Annotated in this window: 14 protein-coding genes; 11 read left to right on the top strand and 3 right to left on the bottom strand. The window is 74.8% G+C overall.

Annotated elements, in window-relative coordinates; translation table 11 throughout:
• Positions 1 to 16 precede the first annotated feature (16 nt).
• From ABZ497_RS32500 to ABZ497_RS32480, 5 genes are all read left to right on the top strand, one after another.
• Complete coding sequence (locus tag ABZ497_RS32500) at positions 17 to 319, top strand: hypothetical protein (RefSeq protein WP_359810654.1); 303 nt, start codon at positions 17 to 19, stop codon at positions 317 to 319.
• A 7-nt stretch (positions 320 to 326) separates the two neighbouring features.
• On the top strand, positions 327 to 1415 hold the full coding sequence (locus ABZ497_RS32495; RefSeq protein WP_359810651.1) for a hypothetical protein: 1089 nt from the start codon (positions 327 to 329) through the stop codon (positions 1413 to 1415).
• A 224-nt stretch (positions 1416 to 1639) separates the two neighbouring features.
• Positions 1640 to 2923, top strand: coding sequence for a histidine kinase (locus ABZ497_RS32490; protein WP_359810648.1), 1284 nt, complete (start codon positions 1640 to 1642; stop codon positions 2921 to 2923).
• Positions 2920 to 3597: a response regulator transcription factor gene (locus ABZ497_RS32485; RefSeq protein ID WP_359810645.1), complete on the top strand. Its 678-nt coding sequence runs from the start codon at positions 2920 to 2922 to the stop codon at positions 3595 to 3597. Before ABZ497_RS32490 ends, ABZ497_RS32485 begins: the two co-directional genes overlap by 4 nt.
• A 175-nt stretch (positions 3598 to 3772) precedes the next feature.
• Complete coding sequence (locus ABZ497_RS32480) at positions 3773 to 4432, top strand: Pr6Pr family membrane protein (protein WP_359810642.1); 660 nt, start codon at positions 3773 to 3775, stop codon at positions 4430 to 4432.
• Positions 4433 to 4538: 106 nt separating this feature from the next.
• Here ABZ497_RS32480 and ABZ497_RS32475 read toward each other — a convergent pair whose 3' ends face one another.
• Positions 4539 to 6146, bottom strand: coding sequence for an ABC-F family ATP-binding cassette domain-containing protein (locus ABZ497_RS32475; protein WP_359810639.1), 1608 nt, complete (start codon positions 6144 to 6146; stop codon positions 4539 to 4541).
• A gap of 458 nt (positions 6147 to 6604) precedes the next feature.
• Here ABZ497_RS32475 and ABZ497_RS32470 point away from each other — a divergent pair, with 458 nt between their 5' ends.
• The 4 genes from ABZ497_RS32470 (at position 6605) to ABZ497_RS32455 (ending at position 11049) form a co-directional block, all read left to right on the top strand.
• A complete protein-coding gene (locus ABZ497_RS32470; RefSeq protein ID WP_359810637.1) occupies positions 6605 to 7828 on the top strand; it encodes a hypothetical protein in 1224 nt (407 codons plus the stop codon).
• 99 nt (positions 7829 to 7927) lie between these two features.
• Entirely contained in the window at positions 7928 to 9565 is a 1638-nt protein-coding gene (locus tag ABZ497_RS32465; RefSeq protein ID WP_352296532.1) for an ABC-F family ATP-binding cassette domain-containing protein, read from the top strand.
• A gap of 76 nt (positions 9566 to 9641) precedes the next feature.
• Positions 9642 to 10319, top strand: coding sequence for a nitroreductase family protein (locus ABZ497_RS32460; RefSeq protein ID WP_359810634.1), 678 nt, complete (start codon positions 9642 to 9644; stop codon positions 10317 to 10319).
• A 76-nt stretch (positions 10320 to 10395) separates the two neighbouring features.
• Positions 10396 to 11049, top strand: a complete 654-nt coding sequence (locus ABZ497_RS32455) for a GNAT family N-acetyltransferase (RefSeq protein ID WP_359810632.1) — start codon at positions 10396 to 10398, stop codon at positions 11047 to 11049.
• 119 nt (positions 11050 to 11168) lie between these two features.
• On the opposite strand, the gene ABZ497_RS32450 is transcribed toward ABZ497_RS32455, so the two are convergent.
• Positions 11169 to 12125 carry an aldo/keto reductase gene (locus ABZ497_RS32450; protein WP_329487070.1) on the bottom strand — a complete coding sequence of 319 codons (957 nt, stop codon included), beginning with the start codon at positions 12123 to 12125 and terminating at the stop codon, positions 11169 to 11171.
• A gap of 64 nt (positions 12126 to 12189) precedes the next feature.
• Positions 12190 to 12810, bottom strand: a complete 621-nt coding sequence (locus ABZ497_RS32445) for a GDSL-type esterase/lipase family protein (protein ID WP_359810630.1) — start codon at positions 12808 to 12810, stop codon at positions 12190 to 12192.
• A gap of 393 nt (positions 12811 to 13203) precedes the next feature.
• Here ABZ497_RS32445 and ABZ497_RS32440 point away from each other — a divergent pair, with 393 nt between their 5' ends.
• Together ABZ497_RS32440 and ABZ497_RS32435 are read left to right on the top strand one after the other, a co-directional pair.
• Positions 13204 to 13833 carry a choice-of-anchor C family protein gene (locus ABZ497_RS32440; RefSeq protein WP_359810628.1) on the top strand — a complete coding sequence of 210 codons (630 nt, stop codon included), beginning with the start codon at positions 13204 to 13206 and terminating at the stop codon, positions 13831 to 13833.
• A gap of 249 nt (positions 13834 to 14082) precedes the next feature.
• Entirely contained in the window at positions 14083 to 15654 is a 1572-nt protein-coding gene (locus ABZ497_RS32435) for a carbohydrate binding domain-containing protein (RefSeq protein ID WP_359810626.1), read from the top strand.
• The last annotated feature ends 103 nt before the right edge of the window (positions 15655 to 15757 follow it).

The following is a 15757-nucleotide window of genomic DNA, read 5'->3' as shown; positions in this document are numbered from 1 at the left end:
GAGGAGCCCCAGCGGCATGGTGTCCTTCAGGGAACTGCACGAGGCCGACTTCTCCGGCTTCACCGAGGCGGTCGAGGCCTGGACCAACATGGCCAAGGCGCTCAGCTCGCTCGACGCCCGAGTCGGCACAGACCTCACCAACACCCCGCAGCGGGCGGGCTGGCAGGGCGCGGCCGCCGACGACGCGGGCCGCACCCTCAAGACCATCGACACCGACTTCACCCAGGCCTCCGGCGTCGCCACCGCCCTCGCCGCGATCATCCACGACGCGGCGTCGGACTTCACCGCGGCCCGCAACGGTGCGCTCGGCAGGGGGTGAGGACGCCATGACGGCCGAACAGGACCGCGCGGACGGGAGCACGGACCGGACCGCGGGCGCGCTGCGCCGCACCGACGAGGCCCTCACCCGGCGCGGCTTCACCACCCGGCGGCTGCGCCTGCGGGCGGCGGCCGTGATCGTGGCGATCACGGCCGCCGCCTCGGGGGTGCTGCTGTACGAGCTGACGAACGTGCTGGGGCCGGACACGGTCTGCGCTGGCGCCGCGACGGCGGACGAGGTGCACACCGCGTTGGGGCCCGGGCGGATCAGCGAGGAGAAGAGCGACGGCTGGTCGCCCGGCGCCTACGACCGGACCGCTGCCTGCCGGGTGACGGTCTCGTACGGGCTGTTCGGCCCGACCGGCCGGTCCGCGGCGCTCGCCCTCGCGCTCCCCCAGGACGAGGTCACGCCGCCGACAGCACCGGAGGCCCGGCTGTTCGCCGGTGGCTCCACCGGCGCCGTGCTGGATTCCCGTGCCTGGGCGCTGCTCCCGGACGGCTGTCCCAAGGCCATGCGGGCCGAGGTCCGGCTGCTCGGGTCGGACGACACGGTCGGCGGCCGCGCCGCTGGGATGGCGGCGCTGGCCGTGGCGTTCGCCAACACCGCCGCCGAGAGCAAGGGGTGCGGTGGCGGGCTCCCCGCCCCGTCCGGCCTGTCCGCCGCGGCGACCCCGCAACCGGCCGACCTCGGCAACGTCTGCGGCCTGCCCGGCATGGCGCCGGCCCGGGACCCACAGGCCGGCGAGGGGTACCGGCAGACGGTGACCGCCGGGTTCGCCCCGGTCTGGTCCTGTGCGATCTCCTCCCCGGGCGGCCTGAACACTCAGGCCTCCTTCACGATCACCACCGACCCCCGGGTCAGCGCGCTGGACCCGCAGGACGCGCGTACGGAGGCCTACGGGCGCGCCCGGTGGATCGGGTCCTCGGGCGAGAACGTGGTCGCCACGTGCCAGGGCAAGTCCACCTACTTCCACCTGGACCGGAAGTACAGCCCCGGGGTGGCCGGCAGCGGGCTCTTCCCCGACACCGCCGACCTCTGGCGGCAGTTCCTCGTCGCCGGCGGCAAGGCGGTCGGCTGCGAGCCGATCATCCCGTAGCCCGTCCGCGGCCGGCCGGCCCGGGTCTCCGGGGAAAACACCCGGGCCGGCCGGCTCCCCCTGGCGGGGGAGGCGGATCGGGTGGTGGGAGGAGGCACCGGCGCTCCCGCCCGCGGGAGGGTGGGGGGCATGACCACAACGATCTCCGCCGGCGGGGTCGCCCCGGCCGGGCAGGCGGTGCCGGCCCCCCCGGGGGCCGCCGCCGCTGACGTAGAGTCGGCCAGGTGATCACGGGGGTGGGCGCGGGCGGCACCGCGCGGCGGATCGGCGGTGCGCTGCTGGGCCGGCGGGCCCGGCTGCGCTGGGTGCACCTGGTGCTCGGCGGCGCCCTGCTGATGCCGTACTGGATGCTCTCGACCGTCCTGCTCGGGGCGCTCGACCCGGCGCACGGCTCCGTGGTCCAGGTCCTCCTCTACTTCGCCGCGCTCGCCCTCTCGCTGCCGATGGCCGCCGTCACCGCCCTGGTGCCGACGGTCCGGTCGCTGGAGGGGGCGGCGGCACGGGCACTCTGCGCGCCGGAGCGGGCCGAGGAGGTCTCCGCCGGGCCCGCCAGGTCCTGGGCCGCCAGGCGCCGGAGCGCCGCCTGGTACGTGCTGCACGTACTGTTCGGCGGGATCGTCAGCGGGATGACGCTGGCCGGGACGCCGTTCGCGGTGGTGCTGGTGATCACTCCGCTCGGCGGGCCGGCGGTGGACGACGTGGTGCGCTTCTGGCAGGACCGCGGGTTCCCGGCCTGGCTGCCCGGACCGGTGCTCGGCCTCGCGCTCCTGCTGCTGATCCTCGCCACCAGCGCCGGCTGCGGCGCCCTGCTGGCCCGGTGGGCGCCGGTGCTGCTCGGCCCGACCCCGGAGGAGCGGCTGGCCGCCGCCGAACGGCGGGCCGCCGTCCTCGCCCAGCGCAACCGGCTCGCCCGCGAGCTGCACGACTCGGTCGGCCACGCGCTCGGCGCGGTCGGCATCCAGGCCTCGGCGGCGGCCCGGGTGCTGCGGACCGACCCGGACTTCGCCGCCGAGGCACTGCGGGCGATCGCCGATACCGCGCGGGCGGCCGTCGCCGAGCTGGACGCGGTGCTCGGGCTGCTCCGCGAGGAGGACCGGGCGGACGCGGAGTCCGCCGGACCGACCCTCGCGGGGCTGGACGACCTGCTGCGCCAGCTCGCCCGCACCGGCGTCGAGGTCGACGCCGAGCTGGCCCCCGGGCTGCACCGGCTGCCGGCCGCCGTCTCCCGTGAGGCCTACCGGATCGTCCAGGAGGGTCTGACCAATGTGCTGCGGCACGCCGGGCCGGCGCCCGCCGGGCTCCGGGTCGGCCTGGCGGTGGACCGGCTGGAGATCGAACTGACCAATCCGCTGGGCGAGGCCCGGCCCAGCCGCCCCGGCGGCGGCCGGGGGCTGCGCGGGATCGGCGAGCGGACGGCGGTGCTGCGCGGCGGCTGCGCCGCCGGTCCGACGGACGACGGGACGACCTGGCGGCTGACCGCCTGGCTACCGCTGGAGGGAGCACGATGAACGACCCGACCGGAACCGTCCGGGTGGTGATCGCGGACGACGAACGGCTGGTGCGGACCGGCCTGCGGGTGGTGATCGACGCGGAGCCGGACCTCACCGTGGTCGGCGAGGCGGCGGACGGCGCCGCGGTCGTCCCGCTGGTGCGCGAGCTGCGTCCGGACGTGGTGCTGATGGACGTCCGGATGCCCGGCATCGACGGCATCCGGGCCACCGAGCAGCTGGTCGGCGGGATGGCCGAGCCGCCCCGGATCCTGGTGGTCACCACCTTCGAGCACGACGACCACGTGTACGACGCGCTGCGGGCCGGCGCCGCCGGGTTCCTGCTGAAGCGGGCCAGCGCGGAGGAGATGGTGCAGGCGGTGCGGCTGGTCGCGCGCGGGGACTCGCTGCTCTACCCGGCCGCCGTGCGCGAACTCGCGCTGCGCCAGCGGCCGGCGGGGCGGCCGGCGGCCGCGTCGGGGTACGGGCCGATCGGGCGGCTCACCGAGCGGGAGGGGCAGGTCCTGCGGCTGATGGCCGCCGGGCTCAGCAACGGCGAGATCGCCGGGCGGCTGGCGCTCAGCCCGGAGACGGTCAAGACGCACGTCGGCAGCGTGCTGGCCAAACTCGGCGCCCGCGACCGCACCCAGGCGGTGATCGCCGCGTACGAGTCGGGCTTCGTCCTGCCGGGGTGACGGCGGGACGAGGGAGCGGCCGGGTGACCGGGGGGGAGGGAGCGGCCGGGTGACGGGGGGCCTGCCACCTGCGGTGACATTTCTTCCGTCCCGGCCCTACCAGCGAGTAGAGTGCGTCGATCCCCCCTCTTCCACCCGATACCTCCCGTATCGCCTGAAACGAACTGGTGACCGCATGTCAGTCCGGACCAGCCCCGCGCTCTGGTGGCGCATGGGCATCGTGCTCTCGGCGGGCCTCGGCCTGACCCTCCAGACCGCCCCGCTGGTCTACTTCACCATCCAGAGCAATGTGATCGTGCTCGGCTACTTCATCGGCGCGGTCTACTGGATGGTCAAGCGCGGCACGGTGGACGCGCCCGCCCCCCGGCTGCGCGGGGCGGCCACGCTCTACATCCTGATCACCGGGCTGGTCTCGCACATCCTGCTGGAGCACGGCGCCAACCCGCTGCCCGGACTCTTCGACGGGCCGGACAAGCTGCAGCACTGGTCGTCCTTCTTCCTGCACTACGTGACGCCGGTGATGGTGATCATCGACTGGCTGACGCTGAAGCCGCGCAACGCCTCCGCCTGGCGCGACATCCCGCTCTGGCTGGCCTTCCCGCTCGGCTACGCGGCGATCGTGCTCGCCCGCAACGGGCTGTTCTCCAACTACCCGCTGCCGTACCCGTACTTCTTCTTCGACCCGACGACCAAGGGCTACGGCTACGTCTGGGGCCAGATCGCGCTGCTGACCGTCGAGTTCGTCGTCCTCGCGGCCACGGTGGTCGGCCTGGACCGGCTCGGCACGCTGGTCGCCCGCAAGCTGCGGCCCGCGACCGAGCCCACCGGAGCCTGAACCGGCCCGCCTGAACCGGGGCCTGAAGCGGCGCCGGCGCCGACCGCCCGGGCCCGACCCCGCCGTCGGGGCCCGACCCGGTGGGCCGGGCCCCGGCGCCGGCCGGCTACCGCGGGCCCACCGGCCGCAGCTCGCCGTCCAGCTCCAGCCAGCGGGTGATCCCGAGGCCGCGCAGGAACGGCAGGTCGTGGCTGGCGACGATCAGCGCCCCCTGGTAGGACGCGAGCGCCTGGGTCAGCTGGCGGACACTGGCCAGGTCGAGGTTGTTGGTCGGCTCGTCGAGCAGCAGCAGCTGCGGCGGCGGATCGGCCAGCAACAGCGCGGCCAGCGTGGCCCGGAACCGCTCGCCGCCGGAGAGGGTGGCGGCGAGCTGGTCGGCCCGGCCGCCGCGGAACAGGAAGCGGGCCAGCCTGGCCCGGATCGCGTTGTCCCCCGCGGCCGGGGCGAACTGCTTGACGTTCCCCACGACGCTCAGCCCGTCGTCCAGCACGTCCAGCCGCTGCGGCAGGTGGCGCAGCGGCACCGGGGTGGTGATCTCCCCCTCCAGCGGGGCGAGTTCACCGGCGATGGTGCGCAGCAGGGTGGACTTGCCGGCGCCGTTGCGGCCGATCAGGGCGATCCGCTCGGGTCCGCGCAGGTCGAGGTCGGCGGTGGTGCCGTACGGCAGCCGGACCTTCTGCAGGGTGAGCACCGTGCGCCCGGCCGGCACGGCGGTGCGGGGCAGGTCGATCCGGATCTCGGCGTCGTCGCGGACCGCCTCCTCGGCGGCGGTGAGCCGCTGTCTGGCCTCCTCCAGTCGCTCGGTGTGCATGCCCTGGAGCCGCCCGGCGGTCTCCTGGCCCTGGCGCTTCAGCTTGCCCGCGAAGATGTGCGGGTCGTTGCGGGTGACCGAGCGCTTCCTGCCGTAACTGGCGCTGCGGTCCAGCTTGGCACGGGCGTCGACCAAGTCCCGCTTCTGGCGCTGGACATCGGCCTCGGCGTTGCGCAGCAGCCGCTCCGCCGTCTCCTGCTGCGCGGCGACCGTCCGCTCGTAGTCGGCGAAGTTGCCGCCGTACCAGGTGACCTGGCCGTCCCTGAGGTCGGCGATCTGGTCCACGTGCTGGAGCAGCTCGCGGTCGTGGCTGACGATCACCATCACCCCGCTCCAGCCGGCCACCGTCTCGTAGAGCCGCTCGCGGGCGGTCCGGTCGAGGTTGTTGGTCGGCTCGTCGAGCAGCAGGACGTCGGGCCGGCGCACCAGCAGGGCGGCCAGCCGCAGCAGCACCGCCTCGCCGCCGGAGAGTTCGCCGGTGGTGCGGTCGAGGCCGAGCCGGTCCAGACCGAGCCGGTCGAGGGTGGCGCGGGCGCGCTCCTCGACGTCCCAGTCGTCGCCGACGGCGTCGAAGTGGCGCTGGTCGGTGGCGCCGGACTCGATGGCGTGCAGCGCCTCCCGGGTGGCCCGGATGCCGAGCGCCTCGTCGACCCTCAGCCCGGTGTCGAGGGTGAGGCCCTGCGGCAGGTAGCCGAGCTCGCCGCCGACCCTGACGGCGCCGGCGGTGGGGGTGAGTTCGCCCGCGACGAGGCGCAGGAGGGTGGACTTCCCCGCGCCGTTGAGGCCGATCAGGCCTGTCCGGCCGGGGCCGACGGCGAGGTGGAAGCCGTCGAGCACGGTCGTGCCGTCGGGCCACTCGAAGCCGAGGTCGGTGCAGAGGACAGCGGTACTGGGTGATGCCATGGGGAGGCCTCCCGGGTGGTTGCAGACGGTCTGGGGAGCAACACGGGAGACACCGCAGGCGGCGCGTGGAGGGGCCCGGAGCGTGGCGGGGCCGGGCGGGCGGCGAGGACCGTCGAAGAACGGACGGAGGGATGCCGGGCCGGCTCACCACTGAGGTCGCGCACTCGCACACGCACACACCGCGGGCAGCAGGGCTGCGGGGCGGCGGGGGGCGGTGTCTCGGGACCTCAGTAGAGCAACGGCCTTCTCCTGTTCTGGCGGGTGGCACGGACCACGGTACGGAGGCTCCCGGGGCCCGGCAAGCGATTAATACCGTGCGGATCACGTGCCGATCCCGTGACAGCTCCGCCCCGGTCCGACCCTCGGGCGGGGGCACCGCCGCCCGCATGGCAGACTCCTCACCTGCCATGCCTGCGGCTCGGGCGGCATGGCACGCATCCACAGGGGGAACTGAACTCATGTCACCGATATCCCGGACCACGCGTGCTGCGCTGGGCGCCTCCGTCGTCACGCTGACGATGGTGGTCGCGACCGCCTGCGGTCCGGACAACAGCGACGCCACCGGGGCCCAGACCGCGGCGCCGACCGCCGCCGCGACCACCGGGGCCGGCACCGGCACACCGGGCGCCGCCCCGGTCAAGCTGCCCACCCTCGACGAGCTGAAGAAGTGGAAGTTCGAGGACTGGGACAAGTGGGCCCAGCAGAACGTGATCACCCCGGCCGTGCAGGGCTTCTGGGACCTCCAGAAGATCCTCAAGGCCAAGCCGTACAAGCCCGGGCCGGCCAAGGAGCCCAGCGGCCAGCCGACCGCGGCGCAGCCCACGGCCCAGCCCACCGGCGCGACGCCGAGCCAGCCGGGCTCCCAGCCGCCGGCGGACAACGGCAACGACCCGCTGCCGAAGGTCGTCCAGGAGAAGCCCGTCCCGCACCCGTACGCGAAGAACTTCCACGTGAACGGCAAGCTGTTCTTCCAGGACGGCGCGCAGGAGTACGTCTGCTCCGGCACCGTGATCTCCGACCCGGCCAACCCCGGCAAGAGCAACCTGGTGTGGACCGCCAGCCACTGCCTGCACGGTGGCAAGGGCGGCAAGTCGCACACCAACATCACCTTCGCCCCGGCCTTCAACAGCACCGGCGTGCTGAGCGGCGGGAAGCAGGCGCCGCTGGCGCAGGCCGAGCCGTACGGCGAGTGGGGCGCGGTGGCCGGCATCGTCTCCCCGACCTGGGCGGACGAGGCCGACCCGGAGTACGGCGGCCCGTGGAGCCAGTACGACTTCGGCATCATCCGGGTGGCCAACCCGGACGGCAGCAAGAAGTCGCTGGAGGAGGTCGTCGGCGGCTCCGTGCCGGTCTGGTTCAACGCCCCGCGCGACCAGGTCTCCGCCGTGAGCAGCTACGGCTTCCCGGCCGGCAAGCCCTTCGACGGCATGGAGCTGGAGCACTGCGACAGCGGCAAGCCGGTCCGCCACACGATCGACCCGAGCCGCCCGGCGATGCTGACCATCGGCTGCAACGGCACCGGCGGCGACAGCGGCGGCGGCTGGTTCGCGACCAAGGACGGCAAGCAGGTGCTGGTCTCGGACACCTCCATCGGGGGCAACGACAACACCTGGGAGGCCGGCCCCTACCTGGACGACGTCGCCCAGCACGCGCTGGAGTACATCTCCAAGAAGACGAAGTGACCTGAGTCACCTCCGGCAGCACGTCCGGCCCCGGGGCCCGCGGCCTTTCCCGCCGCGGGCCCCGGCGCGCTCCCCCGCTCTCCTAGAATCGGAGACATCATGAGCGCCACACTCGTAGTCAAGGACCTCGTCGCCGGCCACGGCGACCGCACCCTCTTCTCCGGCCTGGACCTGGTCGTCGCCCCCGGTGACGTGATCGGGCTGGTCGGCGTGAACGGCGCCGGCAAGTCGACGCTGCTGCGGCTGCTGGCCGGGCTGGACACCCCCGAGGGCGGCTCGCTGCGGCTCAGCCCGGCGGGCGCGAACATCGGCCACCTGCCGCAGGAGCCGGAGCGGCGCGAGGGCGAGTCGGTCCGGGACTTCCTGGCCCGCCGCACCGGCGTGGCGGCCGCCCAGGCGGCCCTGGACCTGGCCACCGAGGGCCTGGTCGAGAGCCGCCCCGGCGCCGACGACGACTACGCGGCCAGCCTGGACCGCTGGCTGGACCTCGGCGGCGCCGATCTGGAGGAGCGGGCCGAGGAGGTCGCCGGCTCGCTCGGGCTGACGGTCTCGCTGGACCTGCCGATGACCGCGCTCTCCGGCGGCCAGGCCGCCCGGGCCGGCCTCGCCTCGCTGCTGCTCTCCCGCTACGACGTCTTCCTGCTCGACGAGCCCACCAACGACCTCGACCTGGACGGCCTGGAGCGCCTGGAGTCCTTCGTCAAGGGCCTGCGCGCGGGCACCGTGGTGATCAGCCACGACCGCGAGTTCCTGGCCCGGACGGTCACCCGGGTGCTGGAGCTGGACCTCGCCCAGCAGCAGGTCAACCTGTACGGCGGCGGCTACGAGGCGTACCTGGAGGAGCGCGCGGTGGCCCGCCGGCACGCCCGCGAGGAGTACGACGAGTACGCCGACACCAAGGCCGGCCTGGAGGCCCGGGCGCGGATGCAGCGCGGCTGGATGGAGCACGGGGTGCGCAACGCGCGCCGCAAGGCCGGCGACAACGACAAGATGGGCCGCGCGATGCGGACCGAGTCGACCGAGAAGCAGGCCTCCAAGGCCCGGCAGACCCAGCGGATGATCGAGCGGCTCGACGTGGTCGAGGAGCCCCGCAAGGAGTGGGAGCTGCGGATGGAGATCGCCACCGCGCCGCGCTCCGGCGCCGTGGTCGCCACCCTGCGGGGGGCCACCGTCCGGCGCGGCGACTTCGCCCTGGGACCGGTGGACCTGCAGATCGACTGGGCCGACCGGGTCGCGATCACCGGCGCCAACGGCGCGGGCAAGTCCACCCTGCTGGCCGCGCTGCTCGGCCGGCTCGAACTCGACGGCGGCGACGCCGCGCTGGGCTCGGGCGTGGTCGTCGGCGAGGTGGACCAGGCCCGCGGCCTGTTCCTGGGCGGGGAGCCGCTCTCGGACGCGTTCGCCGCCGCCGTACCGGAGTTGAGCCCGGAGGAGGTGCGCACCCTGCTGGCCAAGTTCGGCCTGAAGGCGGCGCACGTGCTGCGGCCGGCCGACACCCTCTCCCCCGGCGAGCGCACCCGGGCGGCCCTGGCGCTGCTCCAGGCCCGCGGCGTCAACCTGCTGGTGCTGGACGAGCCCACCAACCACCTGGACCTGGTCGCCATCGAGCAGTTGGAGTCCGCGCTGGCCTCGTACACCGGCACGCTGCTGCTGGTCACCCACGACCGGCGGATGCTGGACACGGTGCAGGTCAACCGGCGGATCGAGGTCCGCGGCGGCCGCGTCCACGAGAGCTGAGTGGTCTGGTCCATTCGTACGATCGGGCGGTCCGGGACTCTTCCCGGACCGCCCGTCATGTGCTGTGCTGTCGGCCATGATTGACAGTGCAGTGGCAGGGACGCCCGCCCACCCGACCGTCCCGCTGATCCCGATGACGGTGCCCGCCCACGAGGCAGAGGCACGCAGCAGGTCCTTCCACGACGTGATGGCGCGGCGCCGGACCGTCCGCGACTACGCGACCCGCCCGATCCCGGACGGCGTCGTCGAATGGGCGATCCGCACCGCGAACACCGCGCCGAGCGGCGCGCACGTCCAGCCCTGGCGGTTCGTGGTGATCACCGATCCGGAGCGCAAGCGGCGGCTGCGCGAGGCCGCCGAGGCCGAGGAGCGCGAGTTCTACGCGCACCGGGCCTCCGAGGAGTGGCTGGCCGCGCTGGCCCCGATCGGCACCGACTGGCGGAAGCCGTTCCTGGAGGACGCGCCCGCCGTGATCGTCGTCTTCGAGGTGCACAAGGGCCCGCGGTCGCCGCGCCCCTACTACACCAAGGAGTCCGTCGGCATCGCCGTCGGGCTACTGCTCGCCACCCTGCACCAGGCGGGCCTGGCCACGCTCACCCACACCCCGAGCCCGATGAAGTTCCTCAACGAGGTGTGCGAACGCCCGGCCGAGGAGCGGGCCGCCTACGTCATCCCGGTGGGCTATCCGGCAGAGGGGGCGCGCGTCCCCGACCTGCGGCGCAAGGAGCTCGACGACGTGCTGACACGCCTCTGACGCGCCCGGGGGCGGCGCCGGCTCCCCCGCGGTTCGGCGGTGGCCGGCGCTCCGGGGCCCGCCCATAATCGCTGTCATGACGCACGTCACGCCACCACCCTGCGAGGACGTACCCGGCCCTGCCACCGCCCCCGCCACCGGATCCGGCACCGGACGGCGCCGACCGGCCCCGGGCGAGATCTCCACCGGCCGGCCGCCGGAACTGCTGCGGCTGGCCGGCGGGATCTCCCTGCACCGCCGCTCGGCCGCGTACGCGCGCGCGCTGAACGCCGCCGTCCGGACCGATCTGGAGCATCTGCGGCCCTGGCTGGAGTGGGCCGCCGCGGCCCCCACGCTGGCGCAGACCACCGAGCTGACCGCGGCCGGCGCGGCCGCCTGGGAGGCGGGCACCGACTTCATCTACCTGGTCGGCCTGGACGCCGAACCCGGCAGCGTCATCGGCTCGTTCGGCCTTCACGGCCGGATCGGGCCGGGGGCGCTGGAGATCGGCTACTGGGTGGGCTCGAAGCACGGCGGCCGGGGCATCGCCACCGCCGCCGCCGGGGCGCTGAGCGCCGCCGCGCTCGCGCTGCCCGGCGTCCGGCGGGTGGAGATCCACTGCGACCAGGCCAACACCGCCAGTGCGGCCGTGCCGCGCAAGCTCGGCTTCCGGCTGGCCCGGATCGCCGACGCGGCGGTCCGGGCGCCCGGTGAGACGGGCCGGCAGCTGGTCTGGGTCAAGGAGCGCTGAGCGCGGGGCCGGCCGGCCCGGCCCCGCACCCTGTGCCGCCGGCCCGGGAGCCCGGCCCGGAAGCCCGGCCAGGAAGCCCGGTCAGAAAGCCCGCCCCGGAGGACCGGCCCGTCACCCGGTCAGTAGCGCCCGCCGGTCGGCGCCGGCAGCGCGTCCAGCTCGGCGAGGTCGGCCGCCGAGAGCACCAGGTCGGCCGCCCCCGCGTTGTCCACCAGGTAGCGCGGCGTCTTGGTGCCCGGGATCGGGAGGACGTACCGGCCCTGCGCCAGCACCCAGGCCAGCGCGACCTGCGCGGGCGTCGCGCCGACCCGGTCGGCGACCTCCTTCACCTTCGCCACCAGGGCCAGGTTGGCCGCCAGCGCGTCCTGCTGGAAGCGCGGCAGCGAGCGGCGGAAGTCGTCCGCCGGCAGCTCGTCCAGGGAGGAGATGCTGCCGGTCAGGAAGCCCCGGCCGAGCGGCGAGAACGGCAGGAAGGCGATGCCCTCGGCCTCGGTGTACGGCAGCACCTCGGCCAGCGCGTCCCTGGTCCACAGCGACAGCTCGGACTGCACGGACGCCACCGGGTGAACCGCCTGGGCCCGCTTGATCTCCTCGACGGTGACCTCGGAGAGCCCGATCCGGAGCGCCTTGCCGGCCGCGACGGCCTCGGCGAGCGCGCCCCAGGTCTCCTCGATCGGCACCTCCGGGTCGACCCGGTGCAGCTGGTAGAGGTCGACGTGGTCGGTGCCCAGACGGCGCAGGCTCTCGTCGATCGCGCGCCGCACGTGCTCGGGCCGACCGTCGTTGTCCACCCGCCGGTCGCCGGTGCCCGGCACCAGGCCGACCTTGGTGGCCAGCACCGCGCGCTCCCGGTACGGGCCGGCCAGGGCGGCGCCGACCACCTCCTCGTTGCTGTACGGGCCGTAGATGTCGGCGGTGTCGATCAGCGTGACGCCGAGGTCCAGCGCCTCGCGGATCACCCGGGCCGAGGTGTCGTCGTCACGGTTGCGCAGGTCGTAGGCCCAGGTCATGCCCATGCAGCCGAGACCGACCACTCCGACCTCGGGACCCTGCTGACCAAGCGTGGTGGTACGCATCTTCCGGTGCTCCTTCGTGTCGTGGATCAACGGCACCAGCCTCTCCCTTGGAGTGCGCTCAAGGTCAAGCCCGCGCGCCCCGCACGAAGTCCCGCCAGCCGCCGGACAGCACCAGAGCGGCGAGGACGCGGTAGCCGCCGGCGCCCGGGTGCGCGCCGTCGCCCGCCGCCGCCTCGGCCGCCCAGACCCGGTCCGCGGCGAGCGCGGCCGTCACGTCGACGAACGGCACGCCGCGCTCGGAGCAGAGCCCGGCGATCCGCCCGGCGAGGTCCAGCAGCGGCTCCAGGTGGTCCCGGCCCCAGCACATCACCGGCGGCGGCCCGACCACGAGCACGCCGAGGCCGCGCTCGCGGGCGCCGTCCAGGATCGCGGTCAGGTTGGCCAGGCAGCGGGCCGGCGCCACCCGGGGTCCGCCGTCCTGCGGCGTGGCGTCGTTGCTGCCGACCGAGACCACCAGCCGGTTGTCCGCGCCCGGCAGGGTCCGTGCGTCGAGCTCCGCCCAGATCCGGCGCAGCACGTCCGAGGAGGTGTTGCGCCGGACGCCCAGGTTGAAGGCGGTGAGCTCGGCGGGCGCCGCCCGGCCGGTCTCCTGGAGCACCCGGCCGACCCAGCCGCGGTACTCCGGGTCACCGACGCCCTGGGTGAAGGAGTCCCCGATGAAGCAGATGCGCAAGTCCTTGATCATCCGGTCACGGTAGGGCGCGGCCGACCACGCCGGGCACCTTTCCACAGGGTGGACGCCGCCACCCCCGGCCCCGGCCGCGCGCCAGGACGGGGAGCGTACGAAGCGCGGCCGGGGCGCGCGGATGGATCGTGTGCAACGGCCGGACCGGACCAAGGCGCCGCCCCGGGCCGCCGCCGAGCGGCGCCCCGCCCGCCCGGCCCCGGGGGCGGACGGCCCGGGGCCGGTCCGCGGCGGCCGACCGCCCGCCAAACCGGCGCGCGAGAGCTCCCGGGTGCCGCCCCGCACCACGAGGCGCCCGCGCCCCGGCCTGGCCCCGCGCGGCCGGCGGCTCCGACGATGAGCGCTGCCGGACCCGTTCCGGGCTCCGGCGCCACGTCCGTCCAGGAGGTCGCCATGTCGTTCCCGCGCACCCGTACCGCCGCCGTCACCCTCGCGCTGCTTGTCGGCGGCATCACCGCCTCGGCGGTTCCCGCCCGGGCCGCCGGCACCGCCGACCGCGCGGCGGCCCAGAGCCGGGCCCTCAGCCGCTTCGACGACGGCAGCTTCGAGACGCCGAAGGTGGCGGCGAACTCCTTCCTCGGCCTCTCGGCCGGACAGTCCATCGGCCCGTGGCGCGTCACCGGCGGCAGCGTGGACCTGATCGGCGCCGGCTTCTGGCAGGCCGCCGAGGGCGACCAGTCCGTCGACCTGAACGGCTCCTCCCAGGGCACCGTGGCCCAGACCTTCGCCACCACGCCGGGCGCCACCTACTCGGTGACGTACGCGCTGGCGGGGAACCCCGAGGGCGGACCGGCCGTCAAGACCGGCCGGGCCCTCGTCGACGGCCAGGACTTCCAGGACTTCTCCTTCGACACCACCGGCAAGTCGCGGGCCGCCATGGGGTACGTGGGCCGCCAGTTCACCTTCGTGGCCACCAGCGCCTCCACCACACTGGCCTTCGCCAGCACCACCGGCAGCGGCGCCTACGGCCCGGTGGTGGACGACGTCCAGGTCCGGGAGTGCCGGGCCTGCCCCACCTGCTGACCGCGCGGCCCGCCCGGGCGCCCACGGCCGCGCCCCGGGAGCGGGCGCTGCCTTAAACCGTTCCTAAAACCTTCCCGGCAACCGCCTCTGATGTGCCGAAGGTGCTTGACGTGCACAGCTGGTCTAGTCCAGTTTGAAGCTGCACCGCGCACCTCCCCGCACCGGACCTCGCCCCCACCGCACCCGCCGCCCGCCCGCGCTCCCCCTCGCGTGGCGGGCGGCGGGCGCACCGTCCCGAGAGGCACCCCCATGCCACGCGCGCCCCACGACACCCACGCGCCCGACGCCCCCGCCCGGCACCGCCGCCCCGCCTTCCGGGTCAAGCTGCTCGGTCTCGCCGCCGCCACCGTGCTGGCCGGCGGCGGGCTCGCCTCGCTCGCCGGGAGCGCCGGCGCGGCCGACGGCAACCTGCTCGGCAACGCCGGGTTCGAGAGCGGCTCGGCGAGCCCCTGGAGCTGTTCGGCCACCACCGGCAGCGTCGTCGGCACCGGCGCGCACAGCGGCTCGTACGCGCTGAGGGGCGGCGTGAGCAGCAGCGACACCGCGCAGTGCGGCCAGAGCGTCGCCGTTCGTCCCAACACCACGTACACGCTGAGCGCCTGGGTCCAGGGCCAGTACGTCTACCTCGGCGCGACCGGCAGCGGGGTCACCGACCCAGCCGTCTGGACCCCCGGCGGCCCCGCCTGGCAGCAGCTCTCCACCACCTTCACCACCGGCCCGGCCACCAGCAGCGTGACGGTCTACCTGCACGGCTGGTACGGGCAGGGCGGCTACCTCGCCGACGACGTCACGCTCACCGGTCCTGGCGGCAACCCGACCACCCCGCCGCCGACTTCGGCCACGCCGACGCCGACCCCCACGCCCACGCCGACCCCCACGCCCACGCCGACCCCCACGCCCACGCCGACCGGCACCGGAACGCCCACCACCCCGCCGCCGGCCACCGCCGTCCCGGTGGCCCCGTACATCGACATGGGCGCCTGGCCGACCCCCTCGATGCCCGCGATGGCCCAGGCCGGCAATCTGAAGTCCTTCACCATGGGCTTCGTGACCGGCGTCGGCTGCAAGGCCAGCTGGTTCAACGCCTACGACCCGCGCACCGGCTGGGCCAAGGACCAGGTGGACGCGCTGCGCGCGGCCGGCGGCGACGTGAAGGTGTCCTTCGGCGGTGCCAGCGGCACCGAACTCGCCGCCGCCTGCACCTCGGTGGACTCGCTGTTCGCCGAGTACGACGCCGTGGTCAAGGCCTACGGCCTGCGCTACGTCGACTTCGACATCGAGGGCGCCGCGATCGCCGACACCGTCGCCAACGACCGCCGCTCCGCCGCGCTCGCCAAACTGCAGAAGGCCAACCCCGGCCTGAAGGTGTCGTTCACCCTGCCGGTGCTGCCCGAGGGGCTCACCGCCGAGGGTGTCGCCATCGTCCGCTCGGCCCGGGACGCGGGCGTGGCCGTCGACCTGGTGAACGCGATGGCGATGGACTACTACCGCACCGGCGCCGACTACGGCGACGCGGCCGTCCAGGCGGCCCAGGGCCTCTACGGCCAGCTCAAGTCGCTCTACCCGGCGAAGAGCGACGCCCAGCTCTGGGCCGCCGTCGGCATCACCCCGATGCTCGGGGAGAACGACGACCACCAGGTCTACAACCAGGCGGACGCCCGGCAGCTGGTCGCCTTCGCCCAGCAGCACCACCTCGGCGAGCTGGCCTTCTGGGACGCCACCCGGGACGCCAACGCCTGCACCGGCGCGCTCTACAAGTGCACCAACATCGCCCAGCAGCCGTACGAGTTCGCGAAGATCTTCGCCCAGTACGCGGGCTGAGCGGGGCGGTCCCCGTCGGCGGTCACCGGCCCCGCGGGGCCGCCCTCGCCATACCCGGCGCACGTACCGCCCCTCCCAGACCCGGTCCGGCGACCAGGTCGGC

The organism is Kitasatospora sp. NPDC005751 (assembly GCF_040630835.1).
GTDB lineage: Bacteria > Actinomycetota > Actinomycetes > Streptomycetales > Streptomycetaceae > Kitasatospora.
The sequence above is the reverse complement of the archived record's forward strand: the minus strand, read 5'-3'. Positions and strand labels throughout refer to the sequence as shown.

Excerpts from the sequence above, each read along its gene's own strand:
- ABZ497_RS32470 (WP_359810637.1), top strand. The coding sequence starts at position 6,605 with ATGTCACCGATATCCCGGACCACGCGTGCTGCGCTGGGCGCCTCCGTC.
- ABZ497_RS32475 (WP_359810639.1), bottom strand. The coding sequence starts at position 6,146 with ATGGCATCACCCAGTACCGCTGTCCTCTGCACCGACCTCGGCTTCGAG.
- ABZ497_RS32480 (WP_359810642.1), top strand. The coding sequence starts at position 3,773 with ATGTCAGTCCGGACCAGCCCCGCGCTCTGGTGGCGCATGGGCATCGTG.
- ABZ497_RS32465 (WP_352296532.1), top strand. The coding sequence starts at position 7,928 with ATGAGCGCCACACTCGTAGTCAAGGACCTCGTCGCCGGCCACGGCGAC.
- ABZ497_RS32440 (WP_359810628.1), top strand. The coding sequence starts at position 13,204 with ATGTCGTTCCCGCGCACCCGTACCGCCGCCGTCACCCTCGCGCTGCTT.
- ABZ497_RS32460 (WP_359810634.1), top strand. The coding sequence starts at position 9,642 with ATGATTGACAGTGCAGTGGCAGGGACGCCCGCCCACCCGACCGTCCCG.
- ABZ497_RS32485 (WP_359810645.1), top strand. The coding sequence starts at position 2,920 with ATGAACGACCCGACCGGAACCGTCCGGGTGGTGATCGCGGACGACGAA.
- ABZ497_RS32450 (WP_329487070.1), bottom strand. The coding sequence starts at position 12,125 with ATGCGTACCACCACGCTTGGTCAGCAGGGTCCCGAGGTCGGAGTGGTC.
- ABZ497_RS32445 (WP_359810630.1), bottom strand. The coding sequence starts at position 12,810 with ATGATCAAGGACTTGCGCATCTGCTTCATCGGGGACTCCTTCACCCAG.
- ABZ497_RS32435 (WP_359810626.1), top strand. The coding sequence starts at position 14,083 with ATGCCACGCGCGCCCCACGACACCCACGCGCCCGACGCCCCCGCCCGG.
- ABZ497_RS32495 (WP_359810651.1), top strand. The coding sequence starts at position 327 with ATGACGGCCGAACAGGACCGCGCGGACGGGAGCACGGACCGGACCGCG.
- ABZ497_RS32455 (WP_359810632.1), top strand. The coding sequence starts at position 10,396 with ATGACGCACGTCACGCCACCACCCTGCGAGGACGTACCCGGCCCTGCC.
- ABZ497_RS32500 (WP_359810654.1), top strand. The coding sequence starts at position 17 with ATGGTGTCCTTCAGGGAACTGCACGAGGCCGACTTCTCCGGCTTCACC.